The sequence below is a fragment of the Klebsiella sp. BIGb0138 genome (assembly GCF_004342285.1).
GTDB lineage: Bacteria > Pseudomonadota > Gammaproteobacteria > Enterobacterales > Enterobacteriaceae > Klebsiella.
On sequence record NZ_SMCV01000001.1, the window covers coordinates 722,349 to 737,021 of the forward strand.

16 protein-coding genes are annotated in these 14,673 nt (G+C 56.9%); 5 read left to right on the top strand and 11 right to left on the bottom strand.

Going from position 1 to position 14,673, the window contains the following annotated elements:
• Positions 1–80 precede the first annotated feature (80 nt).
• Positions 81–1,499 (bottom strand): aldehyde dehydrogenase family protein, encoded by a 1,419-nt coding sequence (locus EDF73_RS03345; RefSeq protein ID WP_132725718.1) that lies wholly within the window; start codon positions 1,497–1,499, stop codon positions 81–83.
• 103 nt (positions 1,500–1,602) lie between these two features.
• On the opposite strand from EDF73_RS03345, the gene EDF73_RS03350 reads away from it, so the two are divergent.
• From EDF73_RS03350 to EDF73_RS03370, 5 genes are all read left to right on the top strand, one after another.
• Positions 1,603–2,517, top strand: coding sequence for a LysR family transcriptional regulator (locus EDF73_RS03350; RefSeq protein WP_132725721.1), 915 nt, complete (start codon positions 1,603–1,605; stop codon positions 2,515–2,517).
• A gap of 72 nt (positions 2,518–2,589) precedes the next feature.
• Positions 2,590–3,219: a GSH-dependent disulfide bond oxidoreductase gene (gene yfcG, locus EDF73_RS03355; RefSeq protein ID WP_132725723.1), complete on the top strand. Its 630-nt coding sequence runs from the start codon at positions 2,590–2,592 to the stop codon at positions 3,217–3,219.
• 65 nt (positions 3,220–3,284) lie between these two features.
• Positions 3,285–3,647, top strand: a complete 363-nt coding sequence (folX, locus tag EDF73_RS03360) for a dihydroneopterin triphosphate 2'-epimerase (RefSeq protein ID WP_132725726.1) — start codon at positions 3,285–3,287, stop codon at positions 3,645–3,647.
• An 18-nt stretch (positions 3,648–3,665) separates the two neighbouring features.
• On the top strand, positions 3,666–4,559 hold the full coding sequence (locus EDF73_RS03365; RefSeq protein ID WP_132725728.1) for a TIGR01777 family oxidoreductase: 894 nt from the start codon (positions 3,666–3,668) through the stop codon (positions 4,557–4,559).
• A 143-nt stretch (positions 4,560–4,702) separates the two neighbouring features.
• Entirely contained in the window at positions 4,703–5,200 is a 498-nt protein-coding gene (locus tag EDF73_RS03370; protein ID WP_132725730.1) for a GNAT family N-acetyltransferase, read from the top strand.
• A 39-nt stretch (positions 5,201–5,239) separates the two neighbouring features.
• Here EDF73_RS03370 and hisP read toward each other — a convergent pair whose 3' ends face one another.
• From hisP to folC, 10 genes are all read right to left on the bottom strand, one after another.
• Entirely contained in the window at positions 5,240–6,013 is a 774-nt protein-coding gene (hisP, locus tag EDF73_RS03375) for a histidine ABC transporter ATP-binding protein HisP (RefSeq protein WP_132725733.1), read from the bottom strand.
• A gap of 7 nt (positions 6,014–6,020) precedes the next feature.
• Positions 6,021–6,737 carry an ABC transporter permease gene (locus EDF73_RS03380; protein ID WP_132725736.1) on the bottom strand — a complete coding sequence of 239 codons (717 nt, stop codon included), beginning with the start codon at positions 6,735–6,737 and terminating at the stop codon, positions 6,021–6,023.
• Positions 6,734–7,420 carry a histidine ABC transporter permease HisQ gene (locus tag EDF73_RS03385; protein WP_132725739.1) on the bottom strand — a complete coding sequence of 229 codons (687 nt, stop codon included), beginning with the start codon at positions 7,418–7,420 and terminating at the stop codon, positions 6,734–6,736. The genes EDF73_RS03380 and EDF73_RS03385 overlap by 4 nt, the downstream gene beginning before the upstream one ends.
• Positions 7,421–7,486: 66 nt before the next feature.
• Positions 7,487–8,269 (bottom strand): histidine ABC transporter substrate-binding protein HisJ, encoded by a 783-nt coding sequence (gene hisJ, locus EDF73_RS03390; protein WP_132725742.1) that lies wholly within the window; start codon positions 8,267–8,269, stop codon positions 7,487–7,489.
• 265 nt (positions 8,270–8,534) lie between these two features.
• Positions 8,535–9,317 carry a lysine/arginine/ornithine ABC transporter substrate-binding protein ArgT gene (gene argT / locus EDF73_RS03395; protein WP_132725745.1) on the bottom strand — a complete coding sequence of 261 codons (783 nt, stop codon included), beginning with the start codon at positions 9,315–9,317 and terminating at the stop codon, positions 8,535–8,537.
• A gap of 280 nt (positions 9,318–9,597) precedes the next feature.
• A complete protein-coding gene (locus EDF73_RS03405) occupies positions 9,598–10,182 on the bottom strand; it encodes a UbiX family flavin prenyltransferase (RefSeq protein ID WP_132725747.1) in 585 nt (194 codons plus the stop codon).
• A 143-nt stretch (positions 10,183–10,325) separates the two neighbouring features.
• On the bottom strand, positions 10,326–11,843 hold the full coding sequence (gene purF, locus EDF73_RS03410; protein WP_132725750.1) for an amidophosphoribosyltransferase: 1,518 nt from the start codon (positions 11,841–11,843) through the stop codon (positions 10,326–10,328).
• A gap of 33 nt (positions 11,844–11,876) precedes the next feature.
• Positions 11,877–12,365: a colicin V production protein gene (gene cvpA / locus EDF73_RS03415; protein WP_132725753.1), complete on the bottom strand. Its 489-nt coding sequence runs from the start codon at positions 12,363–12,365 to the stop codon at positions 11,877–11,879.
• Positions 12,366–12,563: 198 nt separating this feature from the next.
• On the bottom strand, positions 12,564–13,262 hold the full coding sequence (gene dedD / locus EDF73_RS03420) for a cell division protein DedD (protein ID WP_132725756.1): 699 nt from the start codon (positions 13,260–13,262) through the stop codon (positions 12,564–12,566).
• Positions 13,252–14,520, bottom strand: coding sequence for a bifunctional tetrahydrofolate synthase/dihydrofolate synthase (folC, locus tag EDF73_RS03425; protein WP_132725759.1), 1,269 nt, complete (start codon positions 14,518–14,520; stop codon positions 13,252–13,254). Before folC ends, dedD begins: the two co-directional genes overlap by 11 nt.
• Positions 14,521–14,673: the final 153 nt, after the last annotated feature.

The following is a 14,673-nucleotide window of genomic DNA, read 5'->3' on the forward strand; positions in this document are numbered from 1 at the left end:
ATGGGGCGATAAGTCAACATATCCTGTCTTTTGAGGGATGTCACTTATCGCACCATGAGGATTTTGCATCGTCCGGAGGATTAACCCACGACCACCGTTTTCGGCTCCAGATAAGCCTGCATCCCCCATTTCCCCATTTCACGCCCCAGCCCGGATTGCTTAAAGCCGCCAAACGGCGCCAGCGGTTCATTGTCGAGAGTATTCACCAGCACCCGGCCGGATTCAATCTCCAGCGCCACCTCCTCGCCGCGCTGTCGATCCCCGCTTAATACGAGTGCGCTCAGGCCATAGGAGGTGTCGTTGGCAATCGCGATGGCCTGCGCCCGATCCTGATAAGGGATCAGCACCAGTACCGGGCCAAAGATCTCTTCCCGCGCAATGCGCATCTGGTTATGGACGTCGCTAAAGACGGTGGGTTTCACGCACCAGCCTTTTTCCATCCCCTGCGGCCGCCCTTCACCACCGACCAGCAGCCTCGCCCCTTCCTGTTGTCCGAGGCGAATGTAATCCTGCACGCGCTGCCACTGTTTACGGCTGACCATCGGGCCAATCGTGGTCCGCGGATCGCAGGGATCGCCGGAGATATACTCCGCCATTCCCTGCACGATGGCCTGTTCAAACTCCGCCAGACGCTGTTCGGGTACCAGGATACGGGTTCCGGCAATGCAGGCCTGCCCGCTATTCATAAACCCTGCTGCCAGCGCCAGGGACACCGCCTGCCGTGCATCGGCATCATCAAGAATCAGAGTTGGCGATTTACCACCGAGCTCCAGCGTGACGCGTTTCAGGGTTTGCGCCCCGCTTTCGATAATATGTTTCCCCACCGCGGTGGAACCGGTGAACGAAATTTTAGCAATATCAGGATGATGGTTGATGACATCGCCCACCACCTCGCCGCGGCCGGTAACGATGTTAACCACGCCGGCCGGGATCTGTGCCGCATGCAGCGCTTCGGTCACGATCTGCGTCTGCCATGCGCTCATTTCGCTGGGTTTAATCACCGCCGTGCAGCCTGCCGCCATCGCCGTCGCCAGCTTGTTGCAGATAAAACCGGCATCGCTGTTCCACGGCGTAATCAATCCCGCCACGCCGACCGGGGTCATCACCACCTGCGCGCGTCCCGCCTGTTCAACAAATTCAAAGCGCGCCAGCGTCTCCATCGCCTGCTTGATGGTTTGCGCAGGCCACTGCGCCATCCACTGCGCGCGTGAAGCCGGGGCGCCATATTCCGTCACAATGGCGGCCAGTAAATCCGCTTCTCGCGCCTGCACCGCCTGATACATTCGTTCCAGCACCGCCAGACGCTGCGGCTTAGTGGTTCGCGACCAGGCCGGGAACGCAGCCCTTGCCGCCGCGATAGCCTGCCGGGCGTCCTCTTCATCCGCCAGTCGCACCAGGCCAATCACCTCCTCGGTCGCCGGGTTGAACAGCGCAAACTCTTCGCTACCGTGCGGGGTCACAAATTCGCCGTTAATATAAATTTTATCGATGTGCTGCATGATGGGGCTCCTCATCTGTGTTGATGAAGGCAGTATAGAGTCGCCGTATTGCCCCGATAAGAAGGTATAATTAACACAGTCTGTCACGAAAATCGGGATAATCATGCATCGTAGCGGTCTTACTGAACTGGAAGTCCTCCTCGCCGTCGCCCACCGGCAGAGTTTTCGCGCCGCCGCCCGGGAGCTGGGTATGTCGGCCACCGCCGTCAGCAATGCCATCGCCGGACTGGAGGCGCGTCTCAACGTGCGTCTGTTTAACCGCACCACCCGCAGCGTGGCGCTGACTGAAGCCGGGCAGCGTTATGTTGAGCGCGTGGCCCCCGCGCTGGCGGAAATTCAGCGCGCGTCGGAAGAGATAGCCACACAGGCGGAAATGCCCACCGGGACGCTGCGCATCAATGCGCCACGCGAAAGCGTCACCCTGCTGTTTGCTCTGTTCGAAAATTTTCTCAAGCGCTATCCGGCGATGCGTCTGGATATCGCCACCGAGTCGCGACTGGTGGATATTGTCGCCGAAGGCTTTGACGCCGGAATCCGCCTGGCGGAATCGCTGCCGCAGGATATGATTGCCGTCCCCCTGACGCCCGACGTGCGGATGCTTATCGTCGGCACGGCGGAGTATTTTGCGCGCCATGGCATCCCGCAAAGCCCGGAAGATCTGCTGCGTCATCAGGGTATCGGGATGCGTATGTCCCACGGCGGCCTCTATCATTGGGAGCTGGAACGGCATCAGCACAAAGTGACGGTCAACGTCCCGCCGCGCATCACCCTCAACGAAATGCGCGCCATCCACCGGGCGGCGCGTTCAGGCATCGGCCTGGCCTTCATCTCCGACTGGTTTATCCAGGACGATCTCGCCAGCGGCAGGCTGATCAGCGTGATGGAGGAATGGTGCCCGTCATTTGGCGGACTGCACCTGTATTACCCCGGCCGTCGCCACGTCCCTCCCGGGCTGAAGGCCTTTATCGCGCTGGTACAGGAGATGCGCGGGCGCCCCGGCGCCGCACGCGCGATTTAGCGCCTCGTTCTGCCGAATCACGGCGGGTCGCCTATACTCGAAACGTTGGGACCTACGATGGCGGGAGACACCATGATCGATCTTTACTACGCACCCACCCCTAACGGCCAAAAAATCGTGCTGTTCCTCGAAGAGGCGCAGCTGGCCTACCGCCTGATTCGGGTCGATATCAATAAGGGCGAACAGTTCCGCCCGCAGTTTCTCGCCATCTCGCCGAATAATAAAATTCCCGCCATCGTCGACCACGTTCCCCTCGACGGCGGTGCGCCGTTAAATCTGTTTGAGTCCGGGGCGATTCTGCTCTATCTGGCGGAGAAATCCGGGAAACTGCTCAGCGGCGAGCTGCGTGAGCGCTATGCCACGCTGCAGTGGCTGTTCTGGCAGGTCAGCGGCTTAGGCCCCATGCTGGGACAAAATCACCATTTCAACCATAGCGCGCCGCAGACGGTGCCCTATGCCATCGAACGTTATCAGGTGGAGACCCAGCGCTTGTACAACGTGCTGAACCACCGTCTGGAGGCCAGCCCGTGGCTTGGCGGCGAGCACTACAGTATTGCCGATATTGCCTGCTGGCCGTGGGTTAGCGCGCACCCACGCCAGCGCATCGATCTCACAAATTTTCCGGCGGTCCATAACTGGTTTGAGCGCATTCGCCAGCGCCCGGCAACCGAGCAGGCCCTGCTGAAAATTCAACAATATTAACCCCCTGCTCGCCAGGCGTGCTTTGATGTATGATTGCGGAAATTACTACACGGAGGAAGCCTGCAATGTCTCAGCCAGACGCCATTATTCGTATAAAGAACCTGCGCTTACGTACTTTTATTGGGATTAAAGAGGAAGAGATCGCCAACCGTCAGGATGTGGTGGTGAACGTGGCGATTCACTACCCGGCGGACAGGTCGCGCAACAGCGAAGATATCAATGATGCTCTGAATTACCGCACTATCACCAAAAGCATCATCAGCCACATTGAGAATAACCGCTTCTCGTTGCTGGAAAAATTAACTCAGGATGTGCTCGATATCGCATGCGAACACCACTGGGTCACTTATGCTGAAGTAGAGATCGATAAACTTCACGCACTGCGCTACGCCGACTCGGTCTCCATGACCATGAGCTGGCGGCGATAAGCTGCTTAGGGAGGCGCTATGAAGATTCTGCTTACTGGCGGTACCGGCCTGATTGGCCGGCATCTGATCCCCCGGCTGCTGGAGCTTGGGCATCACGTAACGGTATCCACGCGCAGCCCTGACAAAGCGCAAACCCGGCTGGATGCCCGCGTCACCCTGTGGCGCGGCTTCGACGGTCAGCATAACCTTAATGATATGGATGCCGTTATCAACCTGGCGGGCGAACCCATTGCCGATAAACGCTGGACGGCGGAGCAAAAACAGCGCCTGTGCCACAGCCGCTGGGATATCACGCAAAAGCTGGTGAGCTTATTCAACGCCAGCGATACCCCACCGGCGGTGCTGATTAGCGGTTCTGCCGCCGGGTATTACGGCGATCTCGGTGAAGTCGTCGTCACCGAAGAAGAGCCGCCGCATAATGAATTCACCCATAAACTCTGCGCGCGCTGGGAACAGCTGGCCTGCGAAGCGCAAAGCGATCGTACCCGCGTCTGCCTGCTGCGCACCGGCGTGGTGCTGGCGCCCAGGGGCGGGATCCTCGCCAAAATGACGCCGGCCTTTAAGCTCGGGCTTGGCGGCCCTATCGGCAGCGGCAGGCAGTATCTGGCGTGGATTCATATCGACGATATGGTCAACGGTATCCTGTGGCTGCTGGATAACGATCTGCGCGGACCGTTTAATATGGTCTCCCCCTATCCGGTTCGCAACGAGCAGTTCGCCCACGCCCTCGGACATGCGCTGAATCGCCCGGCGATTTTCCGCGTTCCGGCGGCGGCTATTCGTCTGCTGATGGGAGAATCCTCGGTACTGGTGCTCGGCGGCCAGCGGGCGTTGCCAAAACGCCTTGAAGCCTCCGGATTCGGCTTCCGCTGGTACGATCTCGAAGAAGCGTTAGAGGATGTGCTGGGGTGAGCTGGCCGGTTGTCGCCTACCCTGCCAGCCAGAGCATCATTTCAGGCGCGCCGTTGGCCTGCTGAAAGGGTGGGGTCAACGATCGTTTTTTCGTAAGGATTCTGGTGGTAAGGTAGGTCCACGATCCACCGAATAATCTGCTTATGACGATCCTGACAACCCCGCGGCTGCTGCTTTCTCCATTTACCGAATCCGACTGGCCTTTTTTCCAGCGCCTGCGCAGCGACCGCGAGGTGATGCGCTTTATGGGCGAATGCCTTGATGAACCCGCGCTGCGTACCCTGTTTGCTGCCCGCTGCGCCGACCCCGGCGTATTTGTGCTCCGCGGCCAGGAGGGACAAGCCATCGGCGATATTGGCCTGCGCATCAGCGGTAAAAACCCATATGAAGCCGACATCGGCTACGCTCTCCTGCCGGAGGCGCAGGGCAAGGGCTATGCCAGCGAAGCGCTGCGGGCCATCTGTGATTACGGATTTCGTCAGCTCGGGATCCATGCCATTAACGCGTGGGTGCTTGGGGATAACCAGGGATCCGCGCGTTTACTGGAAAAACACGGTTTTACGCGGATTCAGATCCTGGAAAAGGCCTATCACCTGAACGGCGTGGATTATGATGATTGGGTGTATCGCCTGGAACGTTGAGTTTCTCCCGGCGAGGATCGCCGGGAGAAGGCGGAGATATTACTTCAACGAACCGTTGAGGAACTGCTGCAAACGTGGGCTTTTCGGGTTACCGAAAACCTCATCCGGGTGCCCCTCTTCTTCAATCTTGCCCTGATGCAGGAAGATGACGTGTGAGGAAACGTGGCGCGCAAAGCCCATTTCATGGGTAACCACCACCATCGTTTTCCCCTCTTCCGCCAGCTTCTGCATGATCCGCAGGACTTCTCCCACCAGCTCGGGATCGAGCGCCGAGGTCGGTTCGTCAAACAGCAGCACGTCCGGCTCCATCGCCAGCGCACGCGCAATTGAGACGCGCTGCTGCTGCCCGCCGGAAAGATGCACCGGATATTTGATCTGTTGCCGCTCGTCAATGCCGACCTTCGCCAGATATTTCACCGCCCGGTCACGCGCTTCCTGCTTGCTGAGTCCCAGCACCTGAATCGGCGCTTCCATAACGTTTTCCAGCACCGTCATGTGGCTCCACAGATTGAAATGCTGAAACACCATCGTCAGGCGGGTACGCAGCAGACGCAGCTGATTTTTATCCGCCACCTTCAGCTGACCGTCTTTGTCGCGAACCAGACCAATATTCTGCCCGTTGACGACAAGCGTGCCTTCACTGGGCTTTTCAAGAAAGTTAATGCAGCGCAAAAAGGTACTTTTACCGGAACCCGATGAGCCGATAATACTGATAACGTCCCCGGCTTTCGCCCGTAACGAGACGCCTTTCAGCACCTCATGCTCGCCGTAACGTTTATGGAGATCGATAACATTTAATTTATTGTCGGACATGGCGGTCTCAATGCGTTGAAGAAGGTTTTATATGCTGCAACCAGCGCTTTTCCGCTTTGCGGAACAAGCTAATCAGCACATACGAAATAATTAAATAGAGCACCGCGGCAATCCCGAAGGCGGTAAACGGCTGATAGGTCGCCGAGTTAATATCCCTGGCGATTTTCAGCAGATCCGGCACGGTGGCGGTAAAGGCCAGCGCGGTGGAGTGCAGCATCAGGATCACTTCATTGCTGTACGCAGGCAGCGCGATGCGCAGCGCCGACGGCAGGATAATGCAGCGATACAGTTTGACCGATGAGAAGCCATATGCCCGCGCCGCTTCAATTTCCCCTGGAGGCACCGAACGAATCGCCCCGGCGAAAATCTCCGTGGTGTAGGCACAGGTATTGAGGGTCAACGCCAGCACCGTACAGTTCAGGCCGCTGCGGAAAAAAGCGTTCAGCAGCTCGGTGCCTTTGACGATTTCCAGCGTATACATCCCGGAGTAAAACACCAGCAGCTGCACATACAGCGGCGTCCCGCGGAACACATAGGTAAAAAGCCAGATCGGAAACTGAATGTATTTGTTGCTTGAGACGCGCCCGATAGCAAGAAACACCGCCAGAATGCCGCCCATCACCACCGAGGAAATTAACAGCCACAGCGTGATGGCCACGCCGGTAAAACGATAGCCGTCGGTCCACAACAGGGATTTCCAGTACTCCTGAATAATCTCAATCACAGGTCAGCCCTCTTCACGCCCACGGAGTAACGGCGTTCAAGCAGCAGCAGTACACCATTGGAAACTGTGGTAAACACGAGATAAACCAGACCGCAGACGATGGCAAAGTAGAACGGCTGCCAGGTGCTTTTCCCCGCCAGCTGCGTGGCCTTGACCACATCTTCCAGCCCCAGCAGAGAAACCAACGCCGTCGCCTTCAGGATAACCTGCCAGTTGTTGCCGATGCCCGGTAGCGCATAGCGCATCATCGCCGGGAAGAGGATCCGCCGGAAAGTCTGCCCGCTGCTGAATCCAAACGCCGTCGCCGCTTCGATATGCCCTTTCGGTACCGCCATAAAGGCACCGCGGAAGGTTTCGGTAAAATAGGCGCCGTAGATAAAGCCGAGGGTGATAATCCCCGCGACCATCGGGTCGATATCAAACTGCGACATGCCCAGCGCATCGGTGAGCGTATTGAGGGCAATCTGCAGCCCATAGAAAATCAGTAACATCAGCACCAGATCGGGCACGCCACGAATTAAGGTGGTGTAGCCCTCAAAAACCAGCGCCAGTGGTCGATTGCTCGAGAGTTTTGCGCCGGCGCCCGCCAGACCAATAAGGACCGCCAGCACGACCGAACTAAGGGCCAGCTCCAGCGTGACCAGAGCGCCCTGCAATATAACCTGTGAAAACCCGTACAACATGCTGTCTGCCCTGTCTGTCATCGACCATCGCGCGCCAAACTGCGCGCGATGGGGTACGCATGATGCTTAGTCACCGTACACGTTAAAATCGAAATATTTTTTCGCCAGCTTGTCGTAAGTGCCATCTTTGCGCATTTCCGCGAAGGCCTTATTCAGCGCTTCACGCAGTTCGTTGTCCTCTTTACGCAGGCCCATACCGGTGCCGACGCCAAACAGCTTCTCGTCTTTAATGGACGGGCCGCCAAACTGATAATCTTTACCGACCGGCTGCTTGAGGAAGCCTTCGCTGGCGGCGACTTCATCCTGGAACGCCGCGTCGATACGTCCCGCGGTCAGATCGGAGTAGATATTGTCCTGCCCCTGATAGGAGACAATTTCAATCCCCTTCGGCGCCCAGTGTTCATTGCCGTAGGTTTCCTGGGTGGTGCCCTGCAGCACGCCGATACGCTTGCCTTTCAGTTTGCTGAGATCCGGGGTGATATCGCTGCCCTTTTTCACCACCAGGCGGGAATCCGCAGCGTAGAGTTTGTCGGTGAAGGCGATTTCCTGTTGACGTTTTTCGGTAATCGACAGCGAAGACATGATTGCATCGATTTTCTTCGCTTTTAAAGAGGGGATCAGCGCGTCCAGCGGGTTTTCAACGAAGGTACATTGCGTATTGATACGCTTACACAGCTCTTTTGCCAGATCGATGTCAAAACCAATCAATTCACCCTGCGCATTTTTCGATTCGAACGGGGCATAAGTTGGGTCAGTACCGATACGGACTTTTTGCGGAATGGCGGCGAATACCGTGGAAACGCTGGAAAGGGCCAGCGCTAAAGAAAGAGACAACGCCAGTTTTTTCATAACTATCCTCAACAGACTGTCATTCTAACGGGTTTATTAGAAGTACTTAAGCCAGTTATCGTGCCATTATTCGCCCCGGGAAGGCAAAACATTCTGCGCCGGGAAACTAATTATTTCGCAACATAAACGCTTAACTATGCACTGCCTGCCTGGCAAAAACGCCTTTACTGCACCAAAGTGAAACAGCGAAGGCAGGATTGTACCATCACAGGGCATTCATAGCGGCGCGCTATCAGCAGGCCCGGTTTCCCGGGCCCGGAGCGGATTAGTCACCGTAAACGTTAAAGTCGAAGTATTTCTTCGCCATCTTGTCGTAGGTCCCGTCTTTACGCATCTCGGCCAGCGCTTTGTCAAAAGCGCTTTTCAGCTCGCCATCAGCCTTGCGCAGGCCAATACCGGTACCGTCGCCGAAGAATTGTTTGTCTTTAACCGAAGGGCCGGCAAAAGCGAAATCTTTACCGGCGGGTTGTTTGAGGAAGCCTTCACTGGCGGCGACCTCATCCTGCAGAGCGGCGTCAAGACGGCCTGCGGCAAGGTCGGAATAGATCAGGTCCTGGTTCTGGTAGGCCACCACATCAACGCCCTGGCTACGCCAGCGTTGGTTGCCGTACGCTTCCTGAGTCGAACCCTGCAATACGCCGACGTGCTTACCTTTCAACGACTCCACCGTCGGCTGAATCGGGGAACCTTTCGGCGCAATCAGACGAGAATCTGCGGCGTACAGCTTGTCAGAGAAGGCAATCTCCTGCTGACGTTTTTCGGTAATCGATAATGAAGAGATAATGGCGTCGATTTTCTTCGCCTTCAGCGACGGAATTAATGAATCAAAATCACTTCCCACCCAGGTACATTTCACCTTGATACGCGAACACAGTTCATTGCCCAAATCAATATCAAAGCCGACGAAATCACCTTTCGCATCCTTCGACGAGAAAGGGGCGTAGGTGGCATCGGTGCCGATACGGATGCTTTGCGGCAGTGCGGCAAAAGCGCTGGAGGCACTGCTGATTCCCATGATTAAAGAGAGGGCCAGGATCGTCTTCTTCATACAATACCCTTAAGTGTCGTGATGTTGTTATGCGGTGCGTTCTGTCGTGTAGTTATCTGTGTTGCCGACCAACCCTGCAGGTTTTATGCCATCTTCTCAGTGCGTGCTGGAAACAGCGTTAAATTTGTTAATAAAAAGTTGCGGGATTGTCTTAGAAGGGAAGATACCAGCATTAACGGATAAACCGCAGTGCCCGAACGCAAAAAAACAAATTAAATGTCGAGGATTTGATCGAGGCGACAAAATTGCACTACGGGGACGCAAAGGTCGATAAGTCGCACTACTTTGGTGCATCGACGGGTCCCTGCCAGCGGATAAACAGATCCTGCGGGAGAGTAATATCGAACTGGTCGATCACCCGATTGACCGTCTGGTTGATAATGTCATCCAGGGTTTGTGGGCGGTGATAGAACGCCGGAACGGGAGGCATAATCACCGCGCCCATCTCTGCCGCCTGAACCAGCAGCCGCAGATGGCCGAGGTGGAACGGGGTTTCCCGCACGCAGAGCACCAGCGGGCGGCGCTCTTTGAGCACGACATCCGCCGCGCGGGTCAGCAGGCCGTCCGTATAGCTGTGGACAATGCCTGAAAGCGTTTTCATCGAACAGGGCATAATCGCCATGCCGGTGGTCTTAAACGACCCCGAGGAGATGCTGGCGGCAATATCGCGCGCATCATGGACGACATCTGCCAACGCCTGAACTTCACGCAGGGAATAATCGGTCTCCAGCGCCAGCGTCTGTCGCGCCGCCTGGCTCATAATCAGATGGGTTTCAACATCAGGGACATCACGCAAAACCTGCAGCAATCGCACGCCATAAATCGCCCCGCTGGCGCCAGAAATACCAATGATGAGTCGTTTCACGATGATTGCCCCTTCTGCGTTATGTCGCAGACTTTGCCGGAATATCGCCACCGACGCAAGTCTGGGGACACAAACGGCCGCGCGGCAAAAACAAAAAAGCCCGCGGTCGTCAGACGGCGGGCTTCAGGCAGCAACGTGGCCGGTTAGCCTTCGTTATGCATCTCTAAGTTTTCCACTTCGTTCTGACGCTGTACCGCTTTCGCATCGTCATTACGTAAGGAATCAAGATAATCCAGGTACCGCTGGTCAACGTCTTTGGTGACGTACACGCCATTAAATACGGAGCATTCAAACTGCTGAATATCCGGGTTTTCCGCACGTACGGCTTCAATCAGATCGTTCAGATCCTGGAAAATAAGGCCATCTGCGCCGATGATCTGCCGGATTTCATCCACTTCGCGACCGTGAGCGATGAGCTCCGTCGCCGTCGGCATATCGATACCGTAAACGTTCGGGAAGCGAATCTCTGGCGCAGCGGAAGCCAGATAGACCTTTTTCGCGCCAGCTTCGCGCGCCATCTCGATAATCTGCTCCGAGGTGGTGCCGCGCACAATAGAGTCATCGACCAGCAGGACGTTTTTATCCCGGAACTCTGCGCGGTTAGCATTGAGCTTACGGCGCACGGATTTCCGGCGCAGCTGCTGACCCGGCATGATAAACGTGCGGCCAACATAGCGGTTTTTGACGAACCCCTGGCGATAGGGTTTATCGAGGATCCGGGCGATTTCCAGCGCGATATCGCAGGAGGTTTCCGGAATCGGGATGACCACGTCGATATCCAGATCTTCCCATTCGCGGGCGATCTTCTCGCCCAGCTTGGTGCCCATATTGACGCGGGCGCTGTAAACCGAAATCTTATCGATAAAGGAGTCCGGACGGGCAAAATAGACATACTCGAAGAGGCACGGGTTGCTGACCGGGTTTTCCGCGCACTGGCGGGTAAACAGCTGGCCTTTTTCGGTAATGTACACCGCTTCACCCGGCGCAACGTCGCGCAGAAACTCGAAGCCGAGGGTATCCAGGGCCACGCTTTCGGAAGCGACCATATACTCGGTGCGGCCGTCGCCGACATCACGCTTGCCCAACACCAGAGGACGGATACCGTTCGGATCGCGGAAGGCAACCATCCCGTGACCAATGATCATCGCCACGCAGGCATAGGCGCCGCGGATCTGGCGGTTGGTTGCGGCAATCGCGGCAAAGATGTTATCCGCTTCCAGCGGGTAATGACGGAAGTTATCCAGCTCGCTGGCGAAGATATTGAGCAGGATTTCAGAATCGGAAGTGGTGTTGATGTGGCGGCGTTTTTCTTCAAACAGCTTTTTACGCAGCTCGTGAGCGTTGGTCAGATTGCCGTTGTGCGCCAACGTAATCCCATACGGCGAGTTGACGTAGAAAGGCTGCGCCTCAGAGGCGCTTGAGCTGCCGGCCGTAGGATAGCGGACATGACCAATACCCATATTGCCCTGCATACGCTGCATGTGGCGAGCCTCAAAAATATCGCTCACCATCCCATTTGCCTTCCGCAAACGGAAACAGTTATTTGCATCAATGGTGATGATGCCTGCGGCATCCTGGCCACGATGCTGAAGCACCGTTAACGCGTCATAAATCGACTGGTTTACCGGCATAACACCGGCGATACCGACAATACCGCACATACGTCTTTTCCTCGTTCAGCCACATCCCAACGCTTATGCTTTGGGCAAGAAACTTGACGAGCTTTGCAGATAGTCAAAAAACCACCTGATAACGAAACTGAACTGCGGGATAAGCTCTGACTTTTGCCAGTCTTCGCTTTTCGCCATGCCGGTAAAACTATCGAGAAAGAACAGAATCGCAGAGACGATCAGCACGCCACGCAGGGCGCCAAAACAGATCCCTAACACCCTGTCGGTACCCGACAGGCCGGTTTTCTCTACCAGCGCGCTAATCACATAGTTAACGATAGCGCCGACGATAAGCGTTGCGATAAACAGTATCGCGATAGCAATCCCATTGCGGACCATTTCGTCTTCAAAGCCCGTGAACCAGACAGCCAGGTAAGTGTAGTAATGACTGGCAACAAAGAAAGCACATCCCCAGGTTACCAGCGATAACGCTTCACGAACAAAGCCGCGGATCAGGCTTACCAGACAGGAAAAACCAATCACCGCAATAATGACGTAATCAATCCAGACCATAAACATCCCACGATTTTACGCCCTGTCGTCCGGTTCGGGGCGCATTCTAACAGAAAAAGAAAACGTTTGCGTAGGGATTTCCGTGCCCTACAGAAATAAAAATGGCGCTGAAAAAACATTCAACGCCATGCTGCCCTTCGCCTCCTGAGAGCGCGTCAGACAGGAGCTTTGCCGGTCACCTGCGGAGTGGGGGCCAGATTAGTTCGGGCTATATCCCATCACCACGCCGTTAAGGCCAGAGAGCTGCTTCAGATCGCCCAGCTGCCCTTTCAGCTTATCCTTCGAAGCGTCAGGGCCCACCAGAATGCGGGTAATTTTACCCTGTACCGGCGTCGAAGGCGACGTGTAGACCTTAAACCCGGAGGAGCGCAGCTTCGCGACGATTTCATTGACCTTATCCGCGTTCTTCAACGCGCCGAGCTGAACCACATAGGCTCTGCCGGTCGGTGCGGGAATCTCGGCCGGCTTCGGCGGCGGCGTCTGTACCGCAACCTGCTGTTGCTGCGGCGGCTGCGGTTTCTCAACCGGCTTCGGCTGAGGAGGCTGAGGCTTCGGCTGCGGTTTTGGCTGCGGCTTCGGCGCCACAACCGGCTCCTGCACGTCATCGAAACTGTTACTGTTAACCGGGATCCGCGATGGGTCCAGCGACGGCGCGGCCGCATCCCCCGCCCTCACCTCTTCGGCGGCCCCTTCGGGCGGCTGCGCCGGTAAGGCCTGAGTCGCCGCCGGAAGCATGTCCGGTTCATCGCGGTCACCCGGCTTCGGCACCAGCGGAATCGCAGCGAACTCATCCTGATAATGTTTTTTCTGACCGTCGAGCAGCCCCGGAAGAATAATCACCCCCAGCGCCACCAGCACAATCGTCCCGACTAAACGGTTCTGAAACTTACTCGCCACCGATTCTCCCCGCCTCTATTTCTTCCATTACATGCGCCACCGTGTGGAATGACCCGCACACCAGCACCGTATCTTCAGGTCTGGCATCGGTCATCGCCGCCTGCCATGCCTGAGCCACGTCAGCGTAAGCTTTTCCTGCGCGCAGATGTTCCAGCAGTTGTTCCGCGGTCGCTCCGCGCGGCCCTTCCAGCGGCGCGCAGTACCAGCTATCCACTTCTGCCGTCAGGTTCGCCAGCGTACCGGCAATATCCTTATCATGCAGCATACCAATAACCGCCAGTACGCGCCCCGTTTTCGGTGCGCTTTTGAGACGCCCGACGAGCCAGGCCGCCGCGTGGGGGTTATGCGCCACGTCGAGAATAACGCGCGGCGCTTCGCGAATAATCTGGAAACGTCCGGGCAGCATCGCCCGCTGGATTCCGTCACGAATCGCCTGCTCGCTGACCTTGAGCGGGCTGGCGCGCAGCGCCGCCAGCGCCGTGGCGGCGTTCGGCATTGGCACCTGAGGCAACGGTAAACCTACGACTCCCCCCTGCCCGTCGCTGAATGACCAATCCTGCGCATGCGCGGTATAGCGCCAGTCTACGTCACGTCGCAGTAGCGTCGCCCCCTTCTCAGCGGCCACCTCGGCAATGGTCTGCGGCATATCAGGCTCGCCGACGATCGCCGGTTTACCCGCGCGGAAAATACCCGCCTTTTCGCGGCCAATGCTTTCACGATCCGGCCCCAGCCAGTCAGTATGATCCAGGGCGATGCTGGTGACCACTGCGATATCGGCGTCGACGATGTTGGTGGCATCCAGGCGGCCGCCTAGGCCCACCTCGAGAATCACCACGTCCAGCTGCGCCTGTTTAAACAACCACAGCGCCGAGAGCGTGCCGAACTCAAAATAGCTCAGGGAGATATCGCCGCGCGCCGCTTCGATTTCGGCAAAAGAGGCCGTATGCGCCGCTTCCGGCAGCTCTGCGCCCTGCACGCGCACGCGCTCGGTATAACGCACCAGATGCGGTGAGCTGTAAACGCCGACCTTATAGCCCGCCGCCATCAGCACCGATTCCAGCGTACGGCAGGTGGTGCCTTTACCGTTGGTGCCGGCCACCGTGAAGACAAATGGCGCCGGCTGCAATACCGCCATCCGCCCGGCGACCTCGCTCACGCGCGTCAGCCCCAGGTCGATGGTTTTGCTGTGCAGATGTTCCAGATAGGAAAGCCACGTAGCCAGGGGCGACGTGGCCTGAGGAATAGGTTCTTTTTCCATGATGTCCGCGAGAGTTAACGGTAAATACGCTGCATCCTTCAAACTGCCTGACGCCGACGGCGCACCTGACCCGCGCTGCCTGCCGCCCTCAACCCTGACGGGGATACGGCCTTGCCGCCGCTTGAATGATGGCGCGTATAATTAAAAAAGGGC

Bases quoted from the DNA above. Each gene is read 5' to 3' on its own strand.
- purF (WP_132725750.1), bottom strand. From the start codon at position 11,843: ATGTGCGGTATTGTCGGTATCGCCGGTGTTATGCCGGTAAACCAGTCG.
- EDF73_RS03385 (WP_132725739.1), bottom strand. From the start codon at position 7,420: ATGTTGTACGGGTTTTCACAGGTTATATTGCAGGGCGCTCTGGTCACG.
- yfcG (WP_132725723.1), top strand. From the start codon at position 2,590: ATGATCGATCTTTACTACGCACCCACCCCTAACGGCCAAAAAATCGTG.
- EDF73_RS03345 (WP_132725718.1), bottom strand. From the start codon at position 1,499: ATGCAGCACATCGATAAAATTTATATTAACGGCGAATTTGTGACCCCG.
- hisJ (WP_132725742.1), bottom strand. From the start codon at position 8,269: ATGAAAAAACTGGCGTTGTCTCTTTCTTTAGCGCTGGCCCTTTCCAGC.
- hisP (WP_132725733.1), bottom strand. From the start codon at position 6,013: ATGTCCGACAATAAATTAAATGTTATCGATCTCCATAAACGTTACGGC.
- cvpA (WP_132725753.1), bottom strand. From the start codon at position 12,365: ATGGTCTGGATTGATTACGTCATTATTGCGGTGATTGGTTTTTCCTGT.
- argT (WP_132725745.1), bottom strand. From the start codon at position 9,317: ATGAAGAAGACGATCCTGGCCCTCTCTTTAATCATGGGAATCAGCAGT.
- EDF73_RS03370 (WP_132725730.1), top strand. From the start codon at position 4,703: ATGACGATCCTGACAACCCCGCGGCTGCTGCTTTCTCCATTTACCGAA.
- EDF73_RS03350 (WP_132725721.1), top strand. From the start codon at position 1,603: ATGCATCGTAGCGGTCTTACTGAACTGGAAGTCCTCCTCGCCGTCGCC.
- folC (WP_132725759.1), bottom strand. From the start codon at position 14,520: ATGGAAAAAGAACCTATTCCTCAGGCCACGTCGCCCCTGGCTACGTGG.
- folX (WP_132725726.1), top strand. From the start codon at position 3,285: ATGTCTCAGCCAGACGCCATTATTCGTATAAAGAACCTGCGCTTACGT.
- EDF73_RS03365 (WP_132725728.1), top strand. From the start codon at position 3,666: ATGAAGATTCTGCTTACTGGCGGTACCGGCCTGATTGGCCGGCATCTG.